General features: G+C 70.8%; 12 protein-coding genes. 8 read left to right on the forward strand and 4 right to left on the reverse strand.

All coding sequences use genetic code 11. The annotated features are described in order from the left end of the window. On the forward strand, positions 1-126 hold a 126-nt coding region (locus tag AC16DP_RS35790; protein ID WP_483956828.1), incomplete at its 5' end, for an Imm52 family immunity protein. Positions 127-144: 18 nt separating this feature from the next. Here AC16DP_RS35790 and AC16DP_RS35795 read toward each other — a convergent pair. Then, positions 145-1,170: an arginine N-succinyltransferase gene (locus tag AC16DP_RS35795; RefSeq protein ID WP_329733851.1), complete on the reverse strand. Its 1,026-nt coding sequence runs from the start codon at positions 1,168-1,170 to the stop codon at positions 145-147. Positions 1,171-1,479: 309 nt separating this feature from the next. Here AC16DP_RS35795 and AC16DP_RS35800 point away from each other — a divergent pair, with 309 nt between their 5' ends. Next, complete coding sequence (locus AC16DP_RS35800) at positions 1,480-2,403, forward strand: polysaccharide lyase family 20 protein (RefSeq protein ID WP_329733850.1); 924 nt, start codon at positions 1,480-1,482, stop codon at positions 2,401-2,403. Between the two features lie 98 nt (positions 2,404-2,501). Further along, entirely contained in the window at positions 2,502-4,019 is a 1,518-nt protein-coding gene (locus AC16DP_RS35805) for a pyridoxal-dependent decarboxylase (protein ID WP_329733849.1), read from the forward strand. Here the strand turns inward: AC16DP_RS35805 and AC16DP_RS35810 are convergent, their stop codons facing one another. Continuing rightward, a complete protein-coding gene (locus tag AC16DP_RS35810) occupies positions 4,020-4,322 on the reverse strand; it encodes a hypothetical protein (protein WP_329733848.1) in 303 nt (100 codons plus the stop codon). 188 nt (positions 4,323-4,510) lie between these two features. On the opposite strand from AC16DP_RS35810, the gene mug reads away from it, so the two are divergent. Beyond that, on the forward strand, positions 4,511-5,017 hold the full coding sequence (gene mug / locus AC16DP_RS35815; protein WP_329733847.1) for a G/U mismatch-specific DNA glycosylase: 507 nt from the start codon (positions 4,511-4,513) through the stop codon (positions 5,015-5,017). On the opposite strand, the gene AC16DP_RS35820 is transcribed toward mug, so the two are convergent. Beyond that, a complete protein-coding gene (locus tag AC16DP_RS35820; RefSeq protein WP_329733846.1) occupies positions 5,018-5,434 on the reverse strand; it encodes a hypothetical protein in 417 nt (138 codons plus the stop codon). It abuts the gene before it with no gap. 199 nt (positions 5,435-5,633) lie between these two features. Between AC16DP_RS35820 and AC16DP_RS35825 the strand changes: the two genes are divergently transcribed. After that, the gene (locus tag AC16DP_RS35825; protein ID WP_329733845.1) at positions 5,634-6,914 is read left to right on the forward strand and encodes a TIGR04013 family B12-binding domain/radical SAM domain-containing protein; all 1,281 of its coding nucleotides are present in this window, start codon (positions 5,634-5,636) and stop codon (positions 6,912-6,914) included. A gap of 110 nt (positions 6,915-7,024) precedes the next feature. Here the strand turns inward: AC16DP_RS35825 and AC16DP_RS35830 are convergent, their stop codons facing one another. Further along, positions 7,025-10,501 carry a chitobiase/beta-hexosaminidase C-terminal domain-containing protein gene (locus tag AC16DP_RS35830; RefSeq protein WP_329733844.1) on the reverse strand — a complete coding sequence of 1,159 codons (3,477 nt, stop codon included), beginning with the start codon at positions 10,499-10,501 and terminating at the stop codon, positions 7,025-7,027. Positions 10,502-10,689: 188 nt separating this feature from the next. Here AC16DP_RS35830 and AC16DP_RS35835 point away from each other — a divergent pair, with 188 nt between their 5' ends. The 3 genes from AC16DP_RS35835 to AC16DP_RS35845 all read left to right on the forward strand — a co-directional run bounded on the left by AC16DP_RS35835 (position 10,690) and on the right by AC16DP_RS35845 (position 16,024). Beyond that, positions 10,690-11,946 (forward strand): metallophosphoesterase family protein, encoded by a 1,257-nt coding sequence (locus AC16DP_RS35835; RefSeq protein WP_329733843.1) that lies wholly within the window; start codon positions 10,690-10,692, stop codon positions 11,944-11,946. Further along, a complete protein-coding gene (locus AC16DP_RS35840) occupies positions 11,943-15,164 on the forward strand; it encodes an AAA family ATPase (RefSeq protein WP_329733842.1) in 3,222 nt (1,073 codons plus the stop codon). Before AC16DP_RS35835 ends, AC16DP_RS35840 begins: the two co-directional genes overlap by 4 nt. 65 nt (positions 15,165-15,229) lie before the next feature. Then, positions 15,230-16,024, forward strand: coding sequence for a hypothetical protein (locus AC16DP_RS35845; RefSeq protein WP_329733841.1), 795 nt, complete (start codon positions 15,230-15,232; stop codon positions 16,022-16,024). Positions 16,025-16,031: the final 7 nt, after the last annotated feature.

Consider the following 16,031-nt stretch of genomic DNA (forward strand, 5'->3'; position numbering starts at 1 on the left):
GTGCTCTCCCCCGAGCCCATGACGGCCAGCAACCCCGAGCACGTGGCCTTCACCGCCCGCGTGCGCGAGCTGCTCGACCGGGCGGGCCTCATCGAACGCCCCGAGCCCCGGCCCGCCAGCGAGTGACTCCGGCGGAGCCTCCGCTCAGTCGAAGGGAATCACGGACAACTTCGCGCCCGCCGGAGCCTCCAGCAGCTCCTTGGCCTTCGCCGGCAGGTAGGCGTTCTTGTCGTCCAGCCGCGCCGTGGTGCGAACGGAACGGAAGCGGTTGCGCCCCGACTCGTGCTCGTAGGCCACGAGCACGTCGTCGCCCTCCATGTCGAAGTCCTGCTCGGCCAGCTTCAGGGAGCGGTAGCGGCGCACCAGGGTGATGTCCGACAGGTTGGCCTCGAAGTGCGGGCCCCCGTCGAACGGATCGATTCGCTCCACGTAGCGGAAGCCCACGCGCTCCAGCATCCGCTGCACGCCCTTGGTGTTGGGGCCCACCTCGCCGAGCACCTTCTGCACGCGCTCGGGGAAGAGCGACGCGTAGATGTCCGAGTTGGGGAACAGCTCCTTGATGAACTCCTTGTTCTGCCGGCTGAGGCGATCCGCCTCGTGGTAGGTGAGGCCGGTGAACTTCTTGCCGCACGCCTCCCACAGGAGGCTGCGCCCATCGGGCAGCAGCGGCGGCAGCAGCTCGGCGAGCACCTTGGGCCGGAAGAGCCGCTTGTGCATGGCCATGAAGAGGAATCGCACGTAGGACAGCTGCTTGCCGGGCTTGTCCGGCGTGGCGCGGTAGGGGGGGTCCACCACCAGGCCGCCGATCTCCGTGGGGCCCTCGTAGTTGTAGCCGATGGACAGCACCTTGTGCCGGAAGTGCCGGCCGATGGTGGCCGAGTAGTGCTCGCGCTCGGAGACGTCGTAGTAGGTGTGCGGCGCCTCGTAGGTGCCGTGCTGCGCGATGATCATCGACGTGCCGATGATGAGCTCGTTGCGCACGTCCTCCAGGACGAAGAGGTACTCGCGCTCGAAGGGATTCTTCACCTTGCCCGCGAAGCTCTTCACGGACTTGTCGATGATGGCCGCGAGCGTCTCCTCGTTGTTGGGCAGGTTGACGGTGTTGAGCACCGCGGCGAGCCGCTTCAGGCCGGGCAGGTCGGTCTTCTGGACATCGCGCAGGACGAGCATGGGAGCACCCGGATCACCCCTCGCATGGGGGACCGCAGAGGGGGGGCACCATACACCACCCGGGTACTCCGTCAGCCGCTCGTCTGTCCCCCCGCCTCGACGCGCCGCGTCGCATGGGCCGCCTGCCCGGCTGGCTGCCCGGTTCGCCCAAACCCATCCACCTCGGAAAAGGGCTGTTTCCGAGGGACAACCGCTTCCTTGTCCGCCCGCCAGGCTGTCAAGGTAAAAGAAATAACAGCCGCTTGAAATAAAGGAGGAACGTGGGAGCGTGGCGCTCGCCGTTGGGTGTCAAACATGAGAGAGGGCGCCTTGAGAGCACTGCTGGTTTCACTGCTCGCCATCCTGATGCCGGGGTTGGCGCGGGCCGACGTCGTGTGGCGGGGGGACTTCGAGACGGGCAACAGCTCCCAGTACACGCGCGCCCAGCAGGTGAGCGCGGCTCGGCTCCAGGTGGTGCAGTCGCCGGTGTTCCAGGGGCGTTACGCGCTCAAGGCCACGGTGATGCAGGGGGATGACCCCATCAACTCGAGCGGCAACCGCAACGAGCTCGTCTACCAGGGTGACGAGAAGGAGGGCTCGGAGTACTACTACCGCTGGCAGGTGCTGTTCCCGCTGGACTACCCGAGCGTGAAGACGTGGCAGCTCTTCACGCAGTGGCACCACACCGGGTGCTGCGGCTCGCCGCCGGTGGAGTTCTTCGTCTACGGCGAAGAGCTCCGGCTGACGCTCACGGACAGCGTGACGCCGTGGAAGACGGCGCTGGTGCGCGGGCAGTGGCAGGACTTCATCTTCCACGTGAAGTGGTCGCCGGATCCATCGGTGGGCTTCATCGAGCTGTGGCACAACGGCCAGCGCGTGCTGTCGCGGTACGCGCACGCGACGATGTACCCGGGCGATGGCATCTACCTGAAGCTGGGCCTGTACCGCAGCGACACCGTGCAGCCCGTGGGCGTCGTGTACCACGACGGTTTCGTGCAGGGGACGCGGCTGGAGGACGTGCTGCCGCCAGTGGCTCCGCCTACGCCGGACGCGGGCACGCCGGACGCGGGCACCACGCCGGAAGGGGAAACGCCGCCCATCGTGCCCAGCTCACCGGTGCCGGATACCGGTGCCACCCCGCCGACGTTCGAGGAGGCGCCCATGCACGTGGGTTGCTCGAGCGCGGGCGGGCCCCTGTGGGTGATGGCGCTGCTGGGACTCGGCGGCCTGCTGCATCGCGCCCGGCGGCGCTGAACAATTTCCCCTCTCCCGAGGGGAGAGGGAGAAGTAATCGGCGCTACCCGTGTCCGAAGGGCCGTCGTATGAGAGGCCACCCCGAGAGGAGACTCGAGATGAGCGACGCGCGTGAAGGGGCGGTGCCCCACCTGAGCCCCGAGGAGTTCCGGAAGCTGGGCCACCGGATGGTGGATTGGATCGCCGACTACTGGTCCCGGCTGGAGTCCTTCCCGGTGCGCTCGGCGGTGGCTCCGGGCGAGGTCATGGCGAAGCTCCCCGCGCACCCGCCCGAGGAGGGGCTGGGCGGAGACGCGGGCTGGGAGGCCATCTTCAAGGACCTCGAGGACGTGGTGCTGCCCGGGCTCACCCACTGGCAGTCTCCCTCCTTCTTCGCCTACTTCCCCGCCAACGCCTCGGGGCCGGCGGTGCTCGGCGAGCTGCTGTCCGCGGGCCTGGGGGTGCAGGGCATGCTCTGGTCCACCAGCCCCGCCGCCACCGAGATGGAGACGCGCGTGCTCGACTGGCTGGCCGAGCTGACCGGGCTGCCGGCCTCCTTCCGCTCGGACTCGGGCACGGGCGGTGGTGTCATCCAGGGCACCGCCAGCGAGGCCACCCTGGTGGCCATGGTCGCCGCGCGCGAGCGGGTGCGGCGCGAGCTCGGCCGGGACGCGGAGCTGGTGGCCTATACCTCCACGCAGGCGCACTCGTCCGTGCTCAAGGCGGCCATGCTGTGCGGTGTGGCGCGGAGCGTGTCGGACGACGTCCACCTGCGCCAGCTCGGCACGGACGGCGTGTACGCCCTGCGCCCCGAGGTGCTGGAGAAGGCCATCCGCGAGGACCTCGCCGCGGGCCGCCAGCCCTTCTTCGTGTGCGCGTCGCTGGGCACCACCTCCTCGGGCGCCATGGACCCGGTGCGCGCCATTGCCGGCGTGCTGGAGCGCACGGGCGTCACCGCGGCGGGCGGCTGGCTGCACGTGGACGCGGCGTGGGCGGGCTCGGCGCTCGTCTGCCCCGAGCACCGCGCCATGCTGGAGGGCCTGGAGTCCGTGGACTCCTTCGCCTTCAACCCGCACAAGTGGCTGCTCACCAACTTCGACTGCAACGCCTTCTACACGCGCGAGCGCAAGGCCCTGCTGGACGCGCTGAGCGTCATGCCCGAGTACCTGCGCAACGCGGCCACCGCGAGCGGCGCGGTCATCGACTACCGGGACTGGCAGGTGCCGCTCGGCCGCCGCTTCCGGGCGCTCAAGCTGTGGTTCGTGCTGCGCCACTACGGGGCCAAGGGGCTGCGGGCCTACATCCGCGAGCACGTGCGGCAGGCCGAGCGCTTCGCCTCCTGGGTGCAGGCGGACGAGCGCTTCGAGCTGGCCACGCCGCGCTCGCTGGCCCTGGTGTGCTTCCGGCTGCGGCCGGCGCCCGGCGAGGAGCCCGCGGCCACGGACGCGCGCAACCGCCAGTTGCTGGAGCGGCTCAACGCGAGCGGCAAGGCCTTCCTCACCCACACGGTGCTGCCCGGGGTGGACGGAGCGCCCGCGCGCTACGTGCTGCGCATGGCCATCGGCTCCGCGCGCACCGAGGAGCGCCACGTGCGCGCGGTGTGGGAGCAGCTCGCGGCGCTCGCGAAGGGCGCGTGACTACTGGTTGATGAGCGGCTGCAGCACGCCGAGCCGCTCGAAGTCCTGGCTCATGGCCGAGCGCACCGCGTCGAGGATGGCCTCGTCGGAGAAGTCTTTCACGAGGAGCATCCGGGGGGTGACGAAGGAGAGCGCCGTGCCGAGCTGGCGCCGCAGGTGCTCGAGCGTGAAGAGGGTGAGCCCGAAGCGCCGGCCGTCCTGGAGGCGGACCACGACGTCCAGGCTGTCACTCTGGGGAGAGGCGAGCTCGTCGGCGATCAACACGGAGGCGATGGGCCCGTGCTTCATATCGAGGGAGCGCATGGGGGAAGACTGTAGCCGCCCGCCGGGCAGGGGAGGGGGCCCGGGGGGAGGGCCGCCGTCCACCGGTGCACCATTCGGAGGGGATGCCCCGGCGGGGGAGACGGTATAGGTTCAGCCCACGGGAGGAACGCCTGAAGTCACCTCGCAGGCCCACGAAGGACGAGCTGCTCGCCGCGGTGGGGCGCCACATGCCGGACCTCCTCGCCCCCGGGCTGAAGGTCCTCTTCTGTGGCATCAACCCCAGCGTGTACTCGGCCGTGGTGGGCTACCACTTCGCGCGGCCGGGCAACCGCTTCTGGCCCGCGCTGCATGCCTCGGGCTTCACGGACCGGCTGCTGGCGCCCTCCGAGCAGGAGGCGCTGCTCGCGCTCGGCTACGGCATCACCAACGTGGTGGACCGGGCCACCGTGTCCGCGGACGTGCTGACGGCGGAGGAGCTCGCCGCGGGCGGGCGTCAGCTGGAGGCGAAGGTGCGGCGCTACCGTCCCCGGTGTCTGGCGGTGCTGGGAATCGGCGCCTGGCGCACGGCCTTCGGACACCCCAAGGCCTCGCTGGGGGCGCAGCCGAAGAGGCTGGGCGGCACGCGCGTCTGGGTGCTCCCCAACCCGAGCGGCCTGAATGCGCACTACCGGCCCCAGGACCTGGCCCGGCTGTTCCGCGAGCTGCGGCTGGCCGTGGAGCGCACCCGCACGTAGCTACGCGGCGCTGTTCAACCGTTTGGAGCGCTGCCGGGTGATGGCGGCGCGCGCCTGCGCCTCGGTCTCGACGAAGTCGGACTCCACGGGCCACTTCCCGGTGATGTAGAGGGCCACCATCATGCTCTTGGAGATGGCGCGCTGGACCATGTTGCCGCCCACGCCGACGATGCCCTTGAACCACTCCGCGCGGGCCTGCTGCATCATGTGAGCGCGGGCGTCCTTGTCCATGTCCGCCTCGCCGAAGTGGATGAGCGCGTGGAAGGGCGTCCGCGAGCCCACCTCCTGGAAGATCTCCATGGCGCGCCGGGCATCCTCGAGGCGCACGTCTCCGTCGTACTTCACCACCAGGACGTCCGGCGGCTCGAGCCAGATGCGATGCTTGCCGAACGACCACTCCTGCTTCTGTTCCGCCATGTGCGTGTCCCCCCGGCAGTGGTGGCGCATTGTAGCCGGAGATCGCGGCGGGGACACCCGGACTCGTCCATCGCGGCGCTGGAGCACCTGTGGTTGTACCCCGGAGCAGCGGCACGAAGCGGAGTCGCCCGGCCGGAGCGCCGAGGAGCGGGCGGGCGGCCCCTTGACGTAGGGGGGGCCGTGTTGGTTTTCAGGGGAAATGGCGTCGAAGAACAAGGTCGCGCTGGTGCTGAGCTACCAGTACCCGGGCAAGTACGCGCTCACCGTGCTGGCGGGGGCGGTGGAGGCGGACCCGGTGGGGCAGGACGTGGCCCTGCGCTTCCCGAGAGACAGGGAGTCGCTGCTGGCCGCGGTGCGCGAGTGTCACGATGCGGGCTACCGGGTGGTGGTGGCGTGGTCGTTCTACTCGGCGAGCTTCCCCGGGGCGGTGGAGGAGCTGGCGTGGCTGCGCGAGCGGCTGGAGGGCCGCGAGGTGCTGTGCATCGCGGGCGGGGTGCATGCCACGGCGGAGACGGAGCAGACGCTGCGGGGCGGGTTCGACCTGGTGGCGGTGGGCGAGGGGGAGCCCGTGCTGCTGGAGCTGCTCGGCCGGCTGGTGCGGGACGAGGACCCGAGGCAGACGCGGGGGATGTCGCGGCTGGTGGACGGGAAGGTGGTGTCGCAGGGGCGCGGGGAGGGCGTGGTGCTGGACACGTACCCGCCGTTCGCGGCGAGGCACGGGATGTTCGGGGCCATTGAAATTACCCGGGGCTGCATCTACGCGTGCCGGTTCTGCCAGACGCCATTCTTGAACAAGGCGCGGTTCCGGCATCGGAGCGTGGAGAACATCGCGCGGTGGACGCGGGTGCTGAGAGAGGCGGGGAAGCGGGACGTGCGCTTCATCACGCCGACGTCCATGTCGTACGGCACGTCGGACGAGACGATGAACCTGGAGGCGGTGGAGCGGCTGCTGGCGGCGGTGCACGAGGCGATGAGCCCCGGGGGGCGGGTGTTCTACGGGACGTTCCCCTCGGAGGTGAGGCCGGAGCACGTGACGCCGGAGTCACTGGCGCTGCTCAAGCGCTACGTGCACAACGACAACCTCATCATCGGAGGCCAGTCGGGGAGCGAGCGGATTCTGCAGGCGAGCCGCCGGGGGCACGACGTGGAGACGGTGGTGAGGGCGGCGAGCCTGGCGGTGGAGGCGGGCTTCGTGCCGAACGTGGACTTCATCCTCGGGCTGCCGGGGGAGGCGCCGGAGGACGTGCGGGCGACGCTGGCGCTGATTCGGCGGTTGTCGGAGCTGGGGGCGAAGGTGCACGGGCACACGTTCATGCCGCTGCCGGGAACGCCGTACCGCGATGCCCCACCGGGCTCGGTGGATGAGGAGACGCGCAAGGAGCTGGACCGGCTGGCGTCACAAGGCCGGCTGTACGGTCACTGGAAGCAGCAGGTGTCGCTGGCGAACGGAATCGCCGCGAGGCGCCAGCCGAGGCGGTGAGGTGACCCGCCCTGCTCCCTCTCCCCCTGGGAGAGGGCTGGGGTGAGGGTCTTCCCCTGGGACGCGGGAGGAGCCGGAGTGACCGGCCCCTCCCACGCGGATGCTGCGGACTACGGGTTGGGCACGCCGAACGAGGGGGTGTTCGCGACAACCCAATCGCTCTTCTGGCGCGTGTTCTCTCCGGCCTTCCGCTGCACCGACTTGCCGGTGGCGGAGGTTCCAGCACTGGCATAGTCCACGGAGACGCTCACGGCAGCGGTGTTGGTCGAGCACGGGTCCCCTCCGCAGTTGGCGGGGAACCAGAGTCCCTCACCCTGCAGGGTCTGCAGCTGACCCGGGAAGGCGCTCGGAGGAGACGTGCTGGTGGAGACCACGAACGGGACGGCATCCACGGTGATGTTCGCCGAGTCCCTCACCCGAAGCACGCGGTGCGAGAAGGTGAGGCCCGACGAGCCCCCGATGAAGTCCCAGGCCGTGTCGTAATAGGACGAGGCCTTGATTTGATCCTTCGCGGTCGTCTCCGAGACATCGCCTGCCGCCGGAGCGAAGTGCACCACGATGATGTCGCCCGTCTCCACCTGGACGTTGGGCATCGTGGCCACCGGAGTGGCGGTGCCGTCGACGGTCACGGTCATCTTGTTGACCGAGCCTCCCTCCAGCACGAGCAACTCGAGCAGGTCCTTGCCGCCCGAGATGTTGGGATTCACCTCGTTGATGAGGAGCCTGGCGGGCTTCACGTAGCCATCGAAGGTAGCGCTGTTGGCCGTCGCGCTGACGCTGCTGCCCAGGGTGTCCTTCACGCTGGAGGCCACTGTCACCTTGTAGGACGTACCCACCACCTGCGGGGTGGTGGTGAGCTGGACCTGACGGCCCGATACGGTGGCGGACGAGGCCACCAGACCATTGTCGAGGGTGAACTGGCTGCCGTCGGCGAGCACGCTGGCCGGATCGATACGCCGGTCGAAGTTCACGACGACGCTCGAGCTGCTGGTGGCCGCCGCGCTCGTCACCTTGGGGGCGGGGCACGACAGGAGGGTGAGGTCGCTGTTCGCCCAGGCGGAAGGCTGGGCTTGTGCGCTGAACCGCCACAGCGGCGCTCGGGTGCTGACGGAGCAGTCCTGCGCCACGTCGAGCGCATCTTGCACCGCGTTGGTCAGGCGCAGTCTGAGGTTGGTACTGACGGTGGAGTTGCCCAGGGTCACGAAGCTCGCCGAGACGTGGCCGGCGCTGGCCGTGCCGAAGGTGCTGGCCACGGTGCCGTTGACGGAGATGAGCTCGCTCTCGTAGGCGTCCAGATTGGCCACGAGGTCGACGTTGCTCACGTCGCTGACGAGGGACTCGACCTCCTCCCCGCTGGCGTGCACGGTGAAGGTGTCGAGCCTGGTGACCTGCACCAGCCCGTTGGCCGTCGCCTTCTCGGTGGCGCGGATGCGCACGCGGTCGCCCACCTTGGGCGCCGGGCTGAGCGTGGTGGGGTCCACCGCGACGAAGAGCGCCGGGCCGCTCTTCTCGGACTGGAGGAAGAAGCCCGCGGGATCGGAGCTGCCCGTGAGCGGCTTCGTATAGGTGACGAGCGCGTAGTCGATGAAGTCACTGATGGCGCCGTTCGCCCTGGCGCGGATGGTGGCGATCTGCGCCGAGACGTTGGCCGGAGTGGCGATGATGTACGTCTCGGTCCGCACGCTCTCCTCGTTGTTGGCCTTGTCCACGGAGAAGAACTTCAGCGTGGTGTTGGCGGTGAGGGAGAGGGGGCCGGTGTAGCGCGTGGAGCTCGTGGTCGGCGTGCTGCCGTTGAGCGTGTAGTACGTGTCCGCGCACCCGATGCCGCGGGCATCATCGGCGCAGGCCAGGGTGACGCTCTGCGCGGAGGTGTACAGCCCACCCGCCGGGGTGACGGTGGTGGTGGGCGCCGTCGTGTCGAGATCGAAGACATACGTCTCGGTCCGAGCCGTCTCCTCGTTGCCCGCCTTGTCCACGGAGAAGAACTTCAGCGTGGTGTCGGCCAGGAGGGTGAAGGGGCCGGTGTAGAGCGTCGAGCTGGTGGTGGGCGTGCTGCCGTCGAGCGTGTAGTACGTCCCCTCGCACCCGCTGGGGCCGGAGTCGGCGCAGGTCAGGGAGATGGTCTGCCGGGTGCGGTACGTGCCGCTCGTGGGCGAGGCCGTGGTGGTGGGCGCCTCCGCGTCGAAGGTGTACACCTCCGTCTGCACGGCGCTCTCGTTGCCGACCTTGTCCACCGCCACGAACTTGAGCGTGGTGTCGGCGGAGAGGGTGATGGGCGCGGTGTACTCGGTGGAGCCCGTGTCCGGCGTGCTGCCGTTGGTGGTGTAGTGGATGGCGCCGCACCCGCTGCCCCCGGTGTTGTCGGTGCAGGTGAGGGTGATGTCCCGCGCGGAGCGGTAGAAGCCGCCCGCGGGAGCCGCGGCGACGGTGGGCTTCACCGTGTCGATGACGTACGTCTCGGTCCGCACGGGCTCCTCGTTGCCGGCCGCGTCCACGGAGAAGAACTTGAGCGTGGTGTCGGCGGAGATGGAGAGCGCGGCGGAGTACGTGCTGGAGGTACGCGTGGGCGTGCTGCCATCCAGCGTGTAGTACGTGGCGGTGCAGCCGGTGCCCGTGCCGTCCTCGCACAACAGCGTGACGGACTGGTTCTCCTTGTAGGCGCGGCCCGAGGGGATGGCCGTCGTCGTGGGGGCCACCCCGTCGATCCGGTAGGTCTCGGTGCGGATGGGGCTCGAGTTGCCCAGCGAGTTCCTCGCGAAGAACTGGAGGGTGGTGGTGGCGGCATCCACGGTGATGGGCGCGGAGTACGTGGCCGAGCTCGTGCTCGGCGTGCTCCCATCGGTGGTGTAGTAGATGGCCTCGCAGGTGGCACTGCTGGCGCCTGGGTCGCAGTTCAGGGTGACGCTCTGCGGGCCGCGGAAGGAGCCGCCCGCGGGCGTCGCGGAGACCGCCGGAATCGCCGAGTTGATGGCGTAGTTCGCCGTCTGCACGAGCTCCGCGTTGCCGGCGTTGTCCACGGAGAAGAACTTCAGCGTGGTGCTGGTGGCGATGGCGAGGGCCGTGGTGTAGCGCGGCGAGCTCGCGGTGGGCTCGATGCCATCCAGGGTGTAGTAGGTGGCCGCGCAGCCGGTGCCCGTGCCGTCATTGCACGTGAGCTCGACGCTCTGCGCGCTGTAGTAGATGCTGCCCGGTGGGGTGGCCGTGGTGGTGGGCGCCACCGTGTCCACCACGAAGGACTGGCTCTGGACGCTCTCCGCGTTGCCCGACTTGTCCACGGAGAAGAACTTCAGCGGGGTGTTCTGGCTGATCACCACCGGCGCCGAGTAGCGCGTCGAGTTCGCGGAAGGCGCGGAGCCGTCGGTGGTGTAGTACGTGGCGTCGCAGCCACTGCCCGTGCCGTCCTCGCACAGCAGCGTCACGGAGACGTTCGTCTTGAAGGTTCCTCCGCTCGGCGTGGCCCGGGTCGACGGAGGCGCCGTATCCGGGGCAGGCGGGGGCGGGGGCGGTTTGGGGTCACACGCGCTCGCGAACTGGAGCGCGAGCAGAGCCAGGACGAGCCGGCTCGACCAGGAAGCGGTGGGGTGCATCAATACTCCGGTGTCGGGGATGAAAGCGGGCGAAGCCTTTCACTGGCCGACACCGCGTCGCAAGTTGCCGCCCGTGTGGTGCGTGACAAGCGGGCGAACTCCCGAAAATCCCGCTCGGTAATTCCCGCTGGGTCGGGAACTCGGGTTTCTGGTGCGCGCGTCCAGGGCGGCTACTGTGCGTGGCCGCGATGCGCTTCAAGTTCGTCCATGCCGCCGATCTGCACCTGGATACTCCCTTCCGCGGCGTGCCCGCGGACTCGGGACTGACGGGCACCTTCCAGCAGGCCACCTTCCGGGCCTTCTCGCGCATCGTGGACGTGTGCCTGCGCGAGCACGTGGCCTTCCTGGTGCTCGCGGGGGACCTCTTCGATGCGAAGGATCGCTCGGTGCGTGCGCGGCTGGCGCTGCGGCGCGAGCTGGAGCGGCTGCACCTGGCGGGCATCCAGAGCTTCATCGTCCACGGCAACCATGATCCGCTGAGCGGGGACACGGGAGCGCTCGGGCTGCCGGACTCGGTGAAGGTGTTCGGCGCGGACTGGGAAGAGGTGGAGGTGCGGCGCGAGGGGCGGGTGCTGTGCCGGGTGCAGGGCCTGTCCTATCCCGAGGCGGAGATGCGCGAGAACCTGTCGGCGCGCTTCCGCCGGACGGCGCCGGACTTCACGGTGGGGCTGCTGCACGCGAACCTGGGCGGAGTGGAGGGGCACGCCAACTACGCGCCCTGCACGGTGGAGGACCTGAGCGCAGGGGGCCTGGACTACTGGGCGCTGGGCCACGTGCACACGCGCGCCGAGTACCTGCTCGCGGGAGGCGCGGTGGCCGTGTACCCGGGCAACCCGCAGGGGCGGCACGTGAACGAGCCGGGCGAGCGCGGCTGCGTGCTGGTGGAGGTGGAGGAGGGGAGGACGCGGCGCCGCTTCGTTCCGGTGGACCGGGTGCGCTGGCATCGGCTGGAGGTGGGGCTCACGGGGCTCGGGTCGCTGGATGGGCTGCTGGCCGCGGTGACGGAGCAGGTGGACGCGAGCTGCCCGGACGAGCTGGAGGGCCACGCGGTGCGCCTCACGCTCACGGGCCGGGGGCCGCTGCACCGCGAGCTGTCGCGGCCGGAGGCGCTCGGACAGTTGGAGACGGAGTTGCGCGAGCAGCTCGCCCAGCGTCACCCGCCGGTGTTGCTGGAGTCCCTGCGCGACGCGAGCCGGCCCGAGCTGGACCTCGAGACGGTGCGCCTGTCGGGCGGGTTCTCCGGGACGCTGCTGGCGGAGGCCGAGGCGCTGGTGGCGGAGCCGGAGGCGTTGACGGCGTTGTGGGCGGAGGACGCGGAGCTGAGGGCGCTCGGGCAGCGCTTGCGGCGGCTGGGCGTGGACGCCCTGGAGAACCCGAGGCCGGAGCTGGTGGAGCAGGCGGGATGGCAGGTGGTGGAGCAGCTGCACGAGGAGGACGCGGCGTGAGCGGGGCCCTGCGCATCGACGTGCTGAAGGTGCACGGCTTCGGCCACTTCTCCGGGTACGAGCTGGAGCTGGGGCCGGGGCTCAACCTGCTGTACGGGCCGAACGAGGCGGGCAAGAGCACGCTGCTCGCGTTCATCCGCGGCATGTTGTTCGGCTTCGAGAAGCGGGGCCGCTCGGAGTCCCGGTACGAGCCGGAGGCGGGGCCCCATGGGGGCGAGCTGTGGATGCGCTCGGGGGCGGGCCCGCTGGTGGTGCGCCGCGTGGCGGACAGGAAGGGCAAGGCGGCGGTGACGGTGCTGAGCCCGGAGGGGCACGAGCTGCTCGCCTCGCGGCTGGACGAGGCGCTGGCGCACGTGTCGCGGGAGCTGTTCTGCGAGGTGTTCGCCTTCAGCCTGGACGAGCTCTCCAGCTTCGAGCAGCTGGTGGAGGAGGATGGCGTCTCGCGGGCGCTCTTCGCCGCCGGACTGCGGGGAGCGCGCCGGCTGCCGGAGGTGGAGAAGCACCTGGAGAAGCGCGCCGGTGAGCTCTTCAAGGTGAGCGGGAAGAACCCCGAGCTCAACCAGGTGCTGCGGCAGCTGGAGGAGGTGCGGGGGAAGCTGGACGGGCTGAAGGACAGGCCGGAGGAGTACTTCAATGAGCGCGAGCGCCTGGCGTCGCTGGGGCGGCAGCAGGAGGAGGCGGTGGCGCTCCAGGAGCAGATCTCCCGGGAGCTGGGGCGGCTGTCCCGGCTGGAGGCGGCGCTCGGAGACCTGGGGGAGCTGGCGAGGCTGAGGGCGGAGCTGGCCCTGCTGCCGGAGTTGTCGGCCTTCCCCCCGGGAGGAGAGGCGCGGCTGGAGGAGCTGCTCCTGCGGCGGACGGAGGCGCGGGCGCAGCAGGCCCGGGTGGAGGAGTTGTTGTCCACGGCGGGGGCCGAGCTGGCCCGGCTGTCGGCGGCCTCCGCGGTCCGGGAGCGCGAGGAGGCGCTGCGCCTGGCACTGGGAGCGTTCACCGCGAGGGCCGAGCCGTGGAGGGCGTTGCCGGGCCGCCGTGCGGCGCTGGAGTCGAGACGCCGAGAGGTGGAGCAGGCGCTGGGAGGACTGGGGCTGGAGGTGGACGCGGCGGGCCTGCTGGCGCTGGAGCTGGGGGCGGCGGCGCGAGGCACGCTGGAGTCCCTGGCGGACCGGTTGGCGAAGGCGGAGGCGGAGCGGCGCGAGGCGGAGGTGGCGCTCGGGCGGGCGCGCGTGGAGCGGGAGCGCATCGAGGCCTCCCTGGCGCGGCTGCAGGCGGAGCGCACGAAGCTCCCGGACGTGTCCGCGGCGGAGCTGCGCCAGCGGCAGGCGGCGCTGAGCCGCTCGAGGCTGCTGAAGGTGGAGCGCGAGCAGGTCGCGGTACAGCGGGCCGAGCTGCAACAGCGGCTCCAGGCCCTGCGCGCGCAGGCCGAGCCGGAGCCTGGAGCGGCCCCCGCGCCCTGGCTGGTGCTGATCGGCGCGGGCGTGGCGGTGGTGTGGGTGGGCGTGCTGGCGCTCCAGGGGGGCGCGAAGGAAGGCGCCATGGCCCTGCTGGGCGCGCTGCTGCTCATCGTGCCGTTGGTGCTCGGCTACATGCGCTCGGTGAGGAGCCACCGGGAGAACGTGGAGGCCCACGCCGCGCGCCAGCGGCAGCGTGCGCAGGAGCTGACGCGGCTGCAGTCGTCGCTGGACACCCTGTCGGGACGGTTGCTGGGGCTGGAGCGGGAGCTGGCGGCGGCCCTGAGCGAGGCGGGCGTGACCGCCGAGACCTCGACGGCGGGACTCGCGGGAGCGGAGGCGGCGCTGGCGGAGGCCCTGCGGCAGGCCGAGCGGGTGGAGCACCTCGGGCGCGAGCGTGAGGCGCGCGAGGCGGAGCGGGACGGGGTGGTGCGCGAGGCACAGGCGGCGGAGCTGGCGGGACGGCGGGCGGACGCGCGGGGGCGGACGCTCCGGGCGGAGCTGGCCGGGCTGTTGGAGGCGCGAGGCTTTCCCGTGGAGCTCTCTCCGCAGCGGGCGCTGGCGCTGTGGCGCGACGTGGCCGAGCAGCGGCAGCGGCTGGCGGACCTGGGCGCGGACGAGCGGGCCCTGGCCACGGACGAGGCGGCCTGTGACGCGGCCGTCTCGCGGCTGCTGGAGGAGGCTCGGGCGGCGGGGCTGCCCACGGGGCCGGTGGAGGCGGTGGCCGCCCGGGTGGCCTCGGCGCTGGAGGAGCTGAAGGCCCGGGACGCGGAGGCACGGACGCTGCGGGCCCGCGCGGACGAGTGGGCGGGGGACAGGGCGCGCTTCACCCGGCTCCGGGAGGCCGAGGAGCAGGCCCTGGCGGCGCTGCTGGCCCGGGGCGGCTGCACCACGGAGGAGACGTTCCGCCAGCGGGCGAGGCAGGCGGAGCACTTCGAGGCGCTCACCCGGCGCGTGCGCGAGCTGACCTGGCGCATCGAGGCGGCCACGGGGCTGGAGGAGCCCGCGGTGCGGGAGGCCATCCTGGCGGCGGGAGGCGAGGAGCAGCTGAAGGAGAAGCTGGGGCAGCTGCGGATGCAGGAGCCGGCCTGTGCCAGACAGCTCAAGCTGCTGCACACCGAGTACGGCTCGACGCGGAGCCAGCTCGAGCGCTGGGAGACGGACGAGGCGCTGGCGGCGTTGCGCATCCAGGAGGAACGGCTGAGGGCGCGGGCGGCGGAGCTGGCGGCGAGGTACGCGAGGGATCGGCTGGCGTTGGCGCTGCTGTCCCGGGCGAGGAGACGCTTCGAGGAGGAGCAGCAGCCTCGGGTCATCCAGCTGGCCTCGGAGCACTTCGCGGCGCTCACGGCGGGCCGGTACCGGCGGGTGTTCCTCCCGGCGGGAGGCAAGCGCGAGCTCCGGGTGAGCGATGCGCGGAGGGACTGGTGCGCGGAGCAGCTCTCGAGAGGAACGCGGGAGCAGCTCTACCTGGCGTTCCGGCTGGCGGTCATCCAGGACTTCGGGGAGACGCGGGGCGCGTTGCCGCTCATCGTGGACGACATCCTGGTGAACTTCGACCTGGAGCGGACGCGAGGAGCGCTGAAGCTGCTGTCCCGCCTGTCCGAGCACCACCAGGTCATCGCCTTCACCTGCCACCCGTGGATGCGCGAGTGCTTCGAGGCGGAGGGCGCGCGGGTGGTGGAGCTGGGGCCCTCAGGGGCGAGGCCGGACCCGCTCCGTACGCTTTCCCCGCTTTCTTCCGCCTTGCCTGGAAAACCAGTACTCCCTGTTTAACTGTTTTCCACTCCTGGTTATCATCGGGGCCTCCCATTCATGGCCTGGCGCCTGAGGAAAGTCCCATGCTGCGTGAACAGACTCGAGCCCCGTTCTCCGTCCTGCTGTGCGGTGTCCTGCTGGCCGCCTGTGGAGGTCCCCCCGAGGCCGGACAGGCCCTGGCTCCCGAGGCGCCGGAGGGCACCCTCGAGTCGGCGATGTGCGCGGGCTCGAGTGTCACCACGGTGACCATCGATGGGGCGAGCACCTACGAGGGCGTGCTGGCCGGAGGTGGGAGCTGGGCGGTGGCCTATCCGGCCAACGGGGTGCGGCTGGAGTACACGGTGGATGGTGTCCTGCAGAGCTCCGAGGAGCGCCTCGGGTCGTCCGGGGGCTGGTCCTTCAGCCTGTCGGGTGCCTCCTGCTACGCGCACAACCTGGTGGTGAAGGCCTACCCCATGGTCGTCGACAGCTCCGGCACCCGTACCACCTGCTGGACCAGCAGCTTCAAGTCGGTCTCCTACGCCGTCGCCGATGTCTGCAAGCGCGCCTGCGTGTGCACCGGCTGGGCGTGCGGCAATGGGTCCATCGGCGCCTACCAGGGCGACATCTTCACCAACATCTCGCTGAGCCAGGTCCAGCAGTACTTCCAGGCCAATGCGAATACCGGTTGGACGTGCGTGGTGCCCGCCGCCATCCGCGGCTCCGGCGGCCCGCTGGGCTGCTACTGCGCGGGCTACTGTGGCAATGGCGGCATCGGTGCCAATCCCAACTTCTTCGACCTGGGCCTGTCGCAGCAGACGGTGGATGCCTATTACGGCGGCGGCAAGGCCGGCAACCGCACGGGCTGGCTGTGCGGCAGCTGGCGCGGCAGCTTCTGACGCTTGG

It is taken from the genome of Archangium sp., from assembly GCF_057119385.1.

Bases quoted from the DNA above. Each gene is read 5' to 3' on its own strand.
- mug (WP_329733847.1), top strand. From the start codon at position 4,511: ATGCCGGACCTCCTCGCCCCCGGGCTGAAGGTCCTCTTCTGTGGCATC.
- AC16DP_RS35845 (WP_329733841.1), top strand. From the start codon at position 15,230: ATGCTGCGTGAACAGACTCGAGCCCCGTTCTCCGTCCTGCTGTGCGGT.
- AC16DP_RS35795 (WP_329733851.1), bottom strand. From the start codon at position 1,170: ATGCTCGTCCTGCGCGATGTCCAGAAGACCGACCTGCCCGGCCTGAAG.
- AC16DP_RS35825 (WP_329733845.1), top strand. From the start codon at position 5,634: ATGGCGTCGAAGAACAAGGTCGCGCTGGTGCTGAGCTACCAGTACCCG.
- AC16DP_RS35835 (WP_329733843.1), top strand. From the start codon at position 10,690: ATGCGCTTCAAGTTCGTCCATGCCGCCGATCTGCACCTGGATACTCCC.
- AC16DP_RS35805 (WP_329733849.1), top strand. From the start codon at position 2,502: ATGAGCGACGCGCGTGAAGGGGCGGTGCCCCACCTGAGCCCCGAGGAG.
- AC16DP_RS35820 (WP_329733846.1), bottom strand. From the start codon at position 5,434: ATGGCGGAACAGAAGCAGGAGTGGTCGTTCGGCAAGCATCGCATCTGG.
- AC16DP_RS35830 (WP_329733844.1), bottom strand. From the start codon at position 10,501: ATGCACCCCACCGCTTCCTGGTCGAGCCGGCTCGTCCTGGCTCTGCTC.
- AC16DP_RS35810 (WP_329733848.1), bottom strand. From the start codon at position 4,322: ATGCGCTCCCTCGATATGAAGCACGGGCCCATCGCCTCCGTGTTGATC.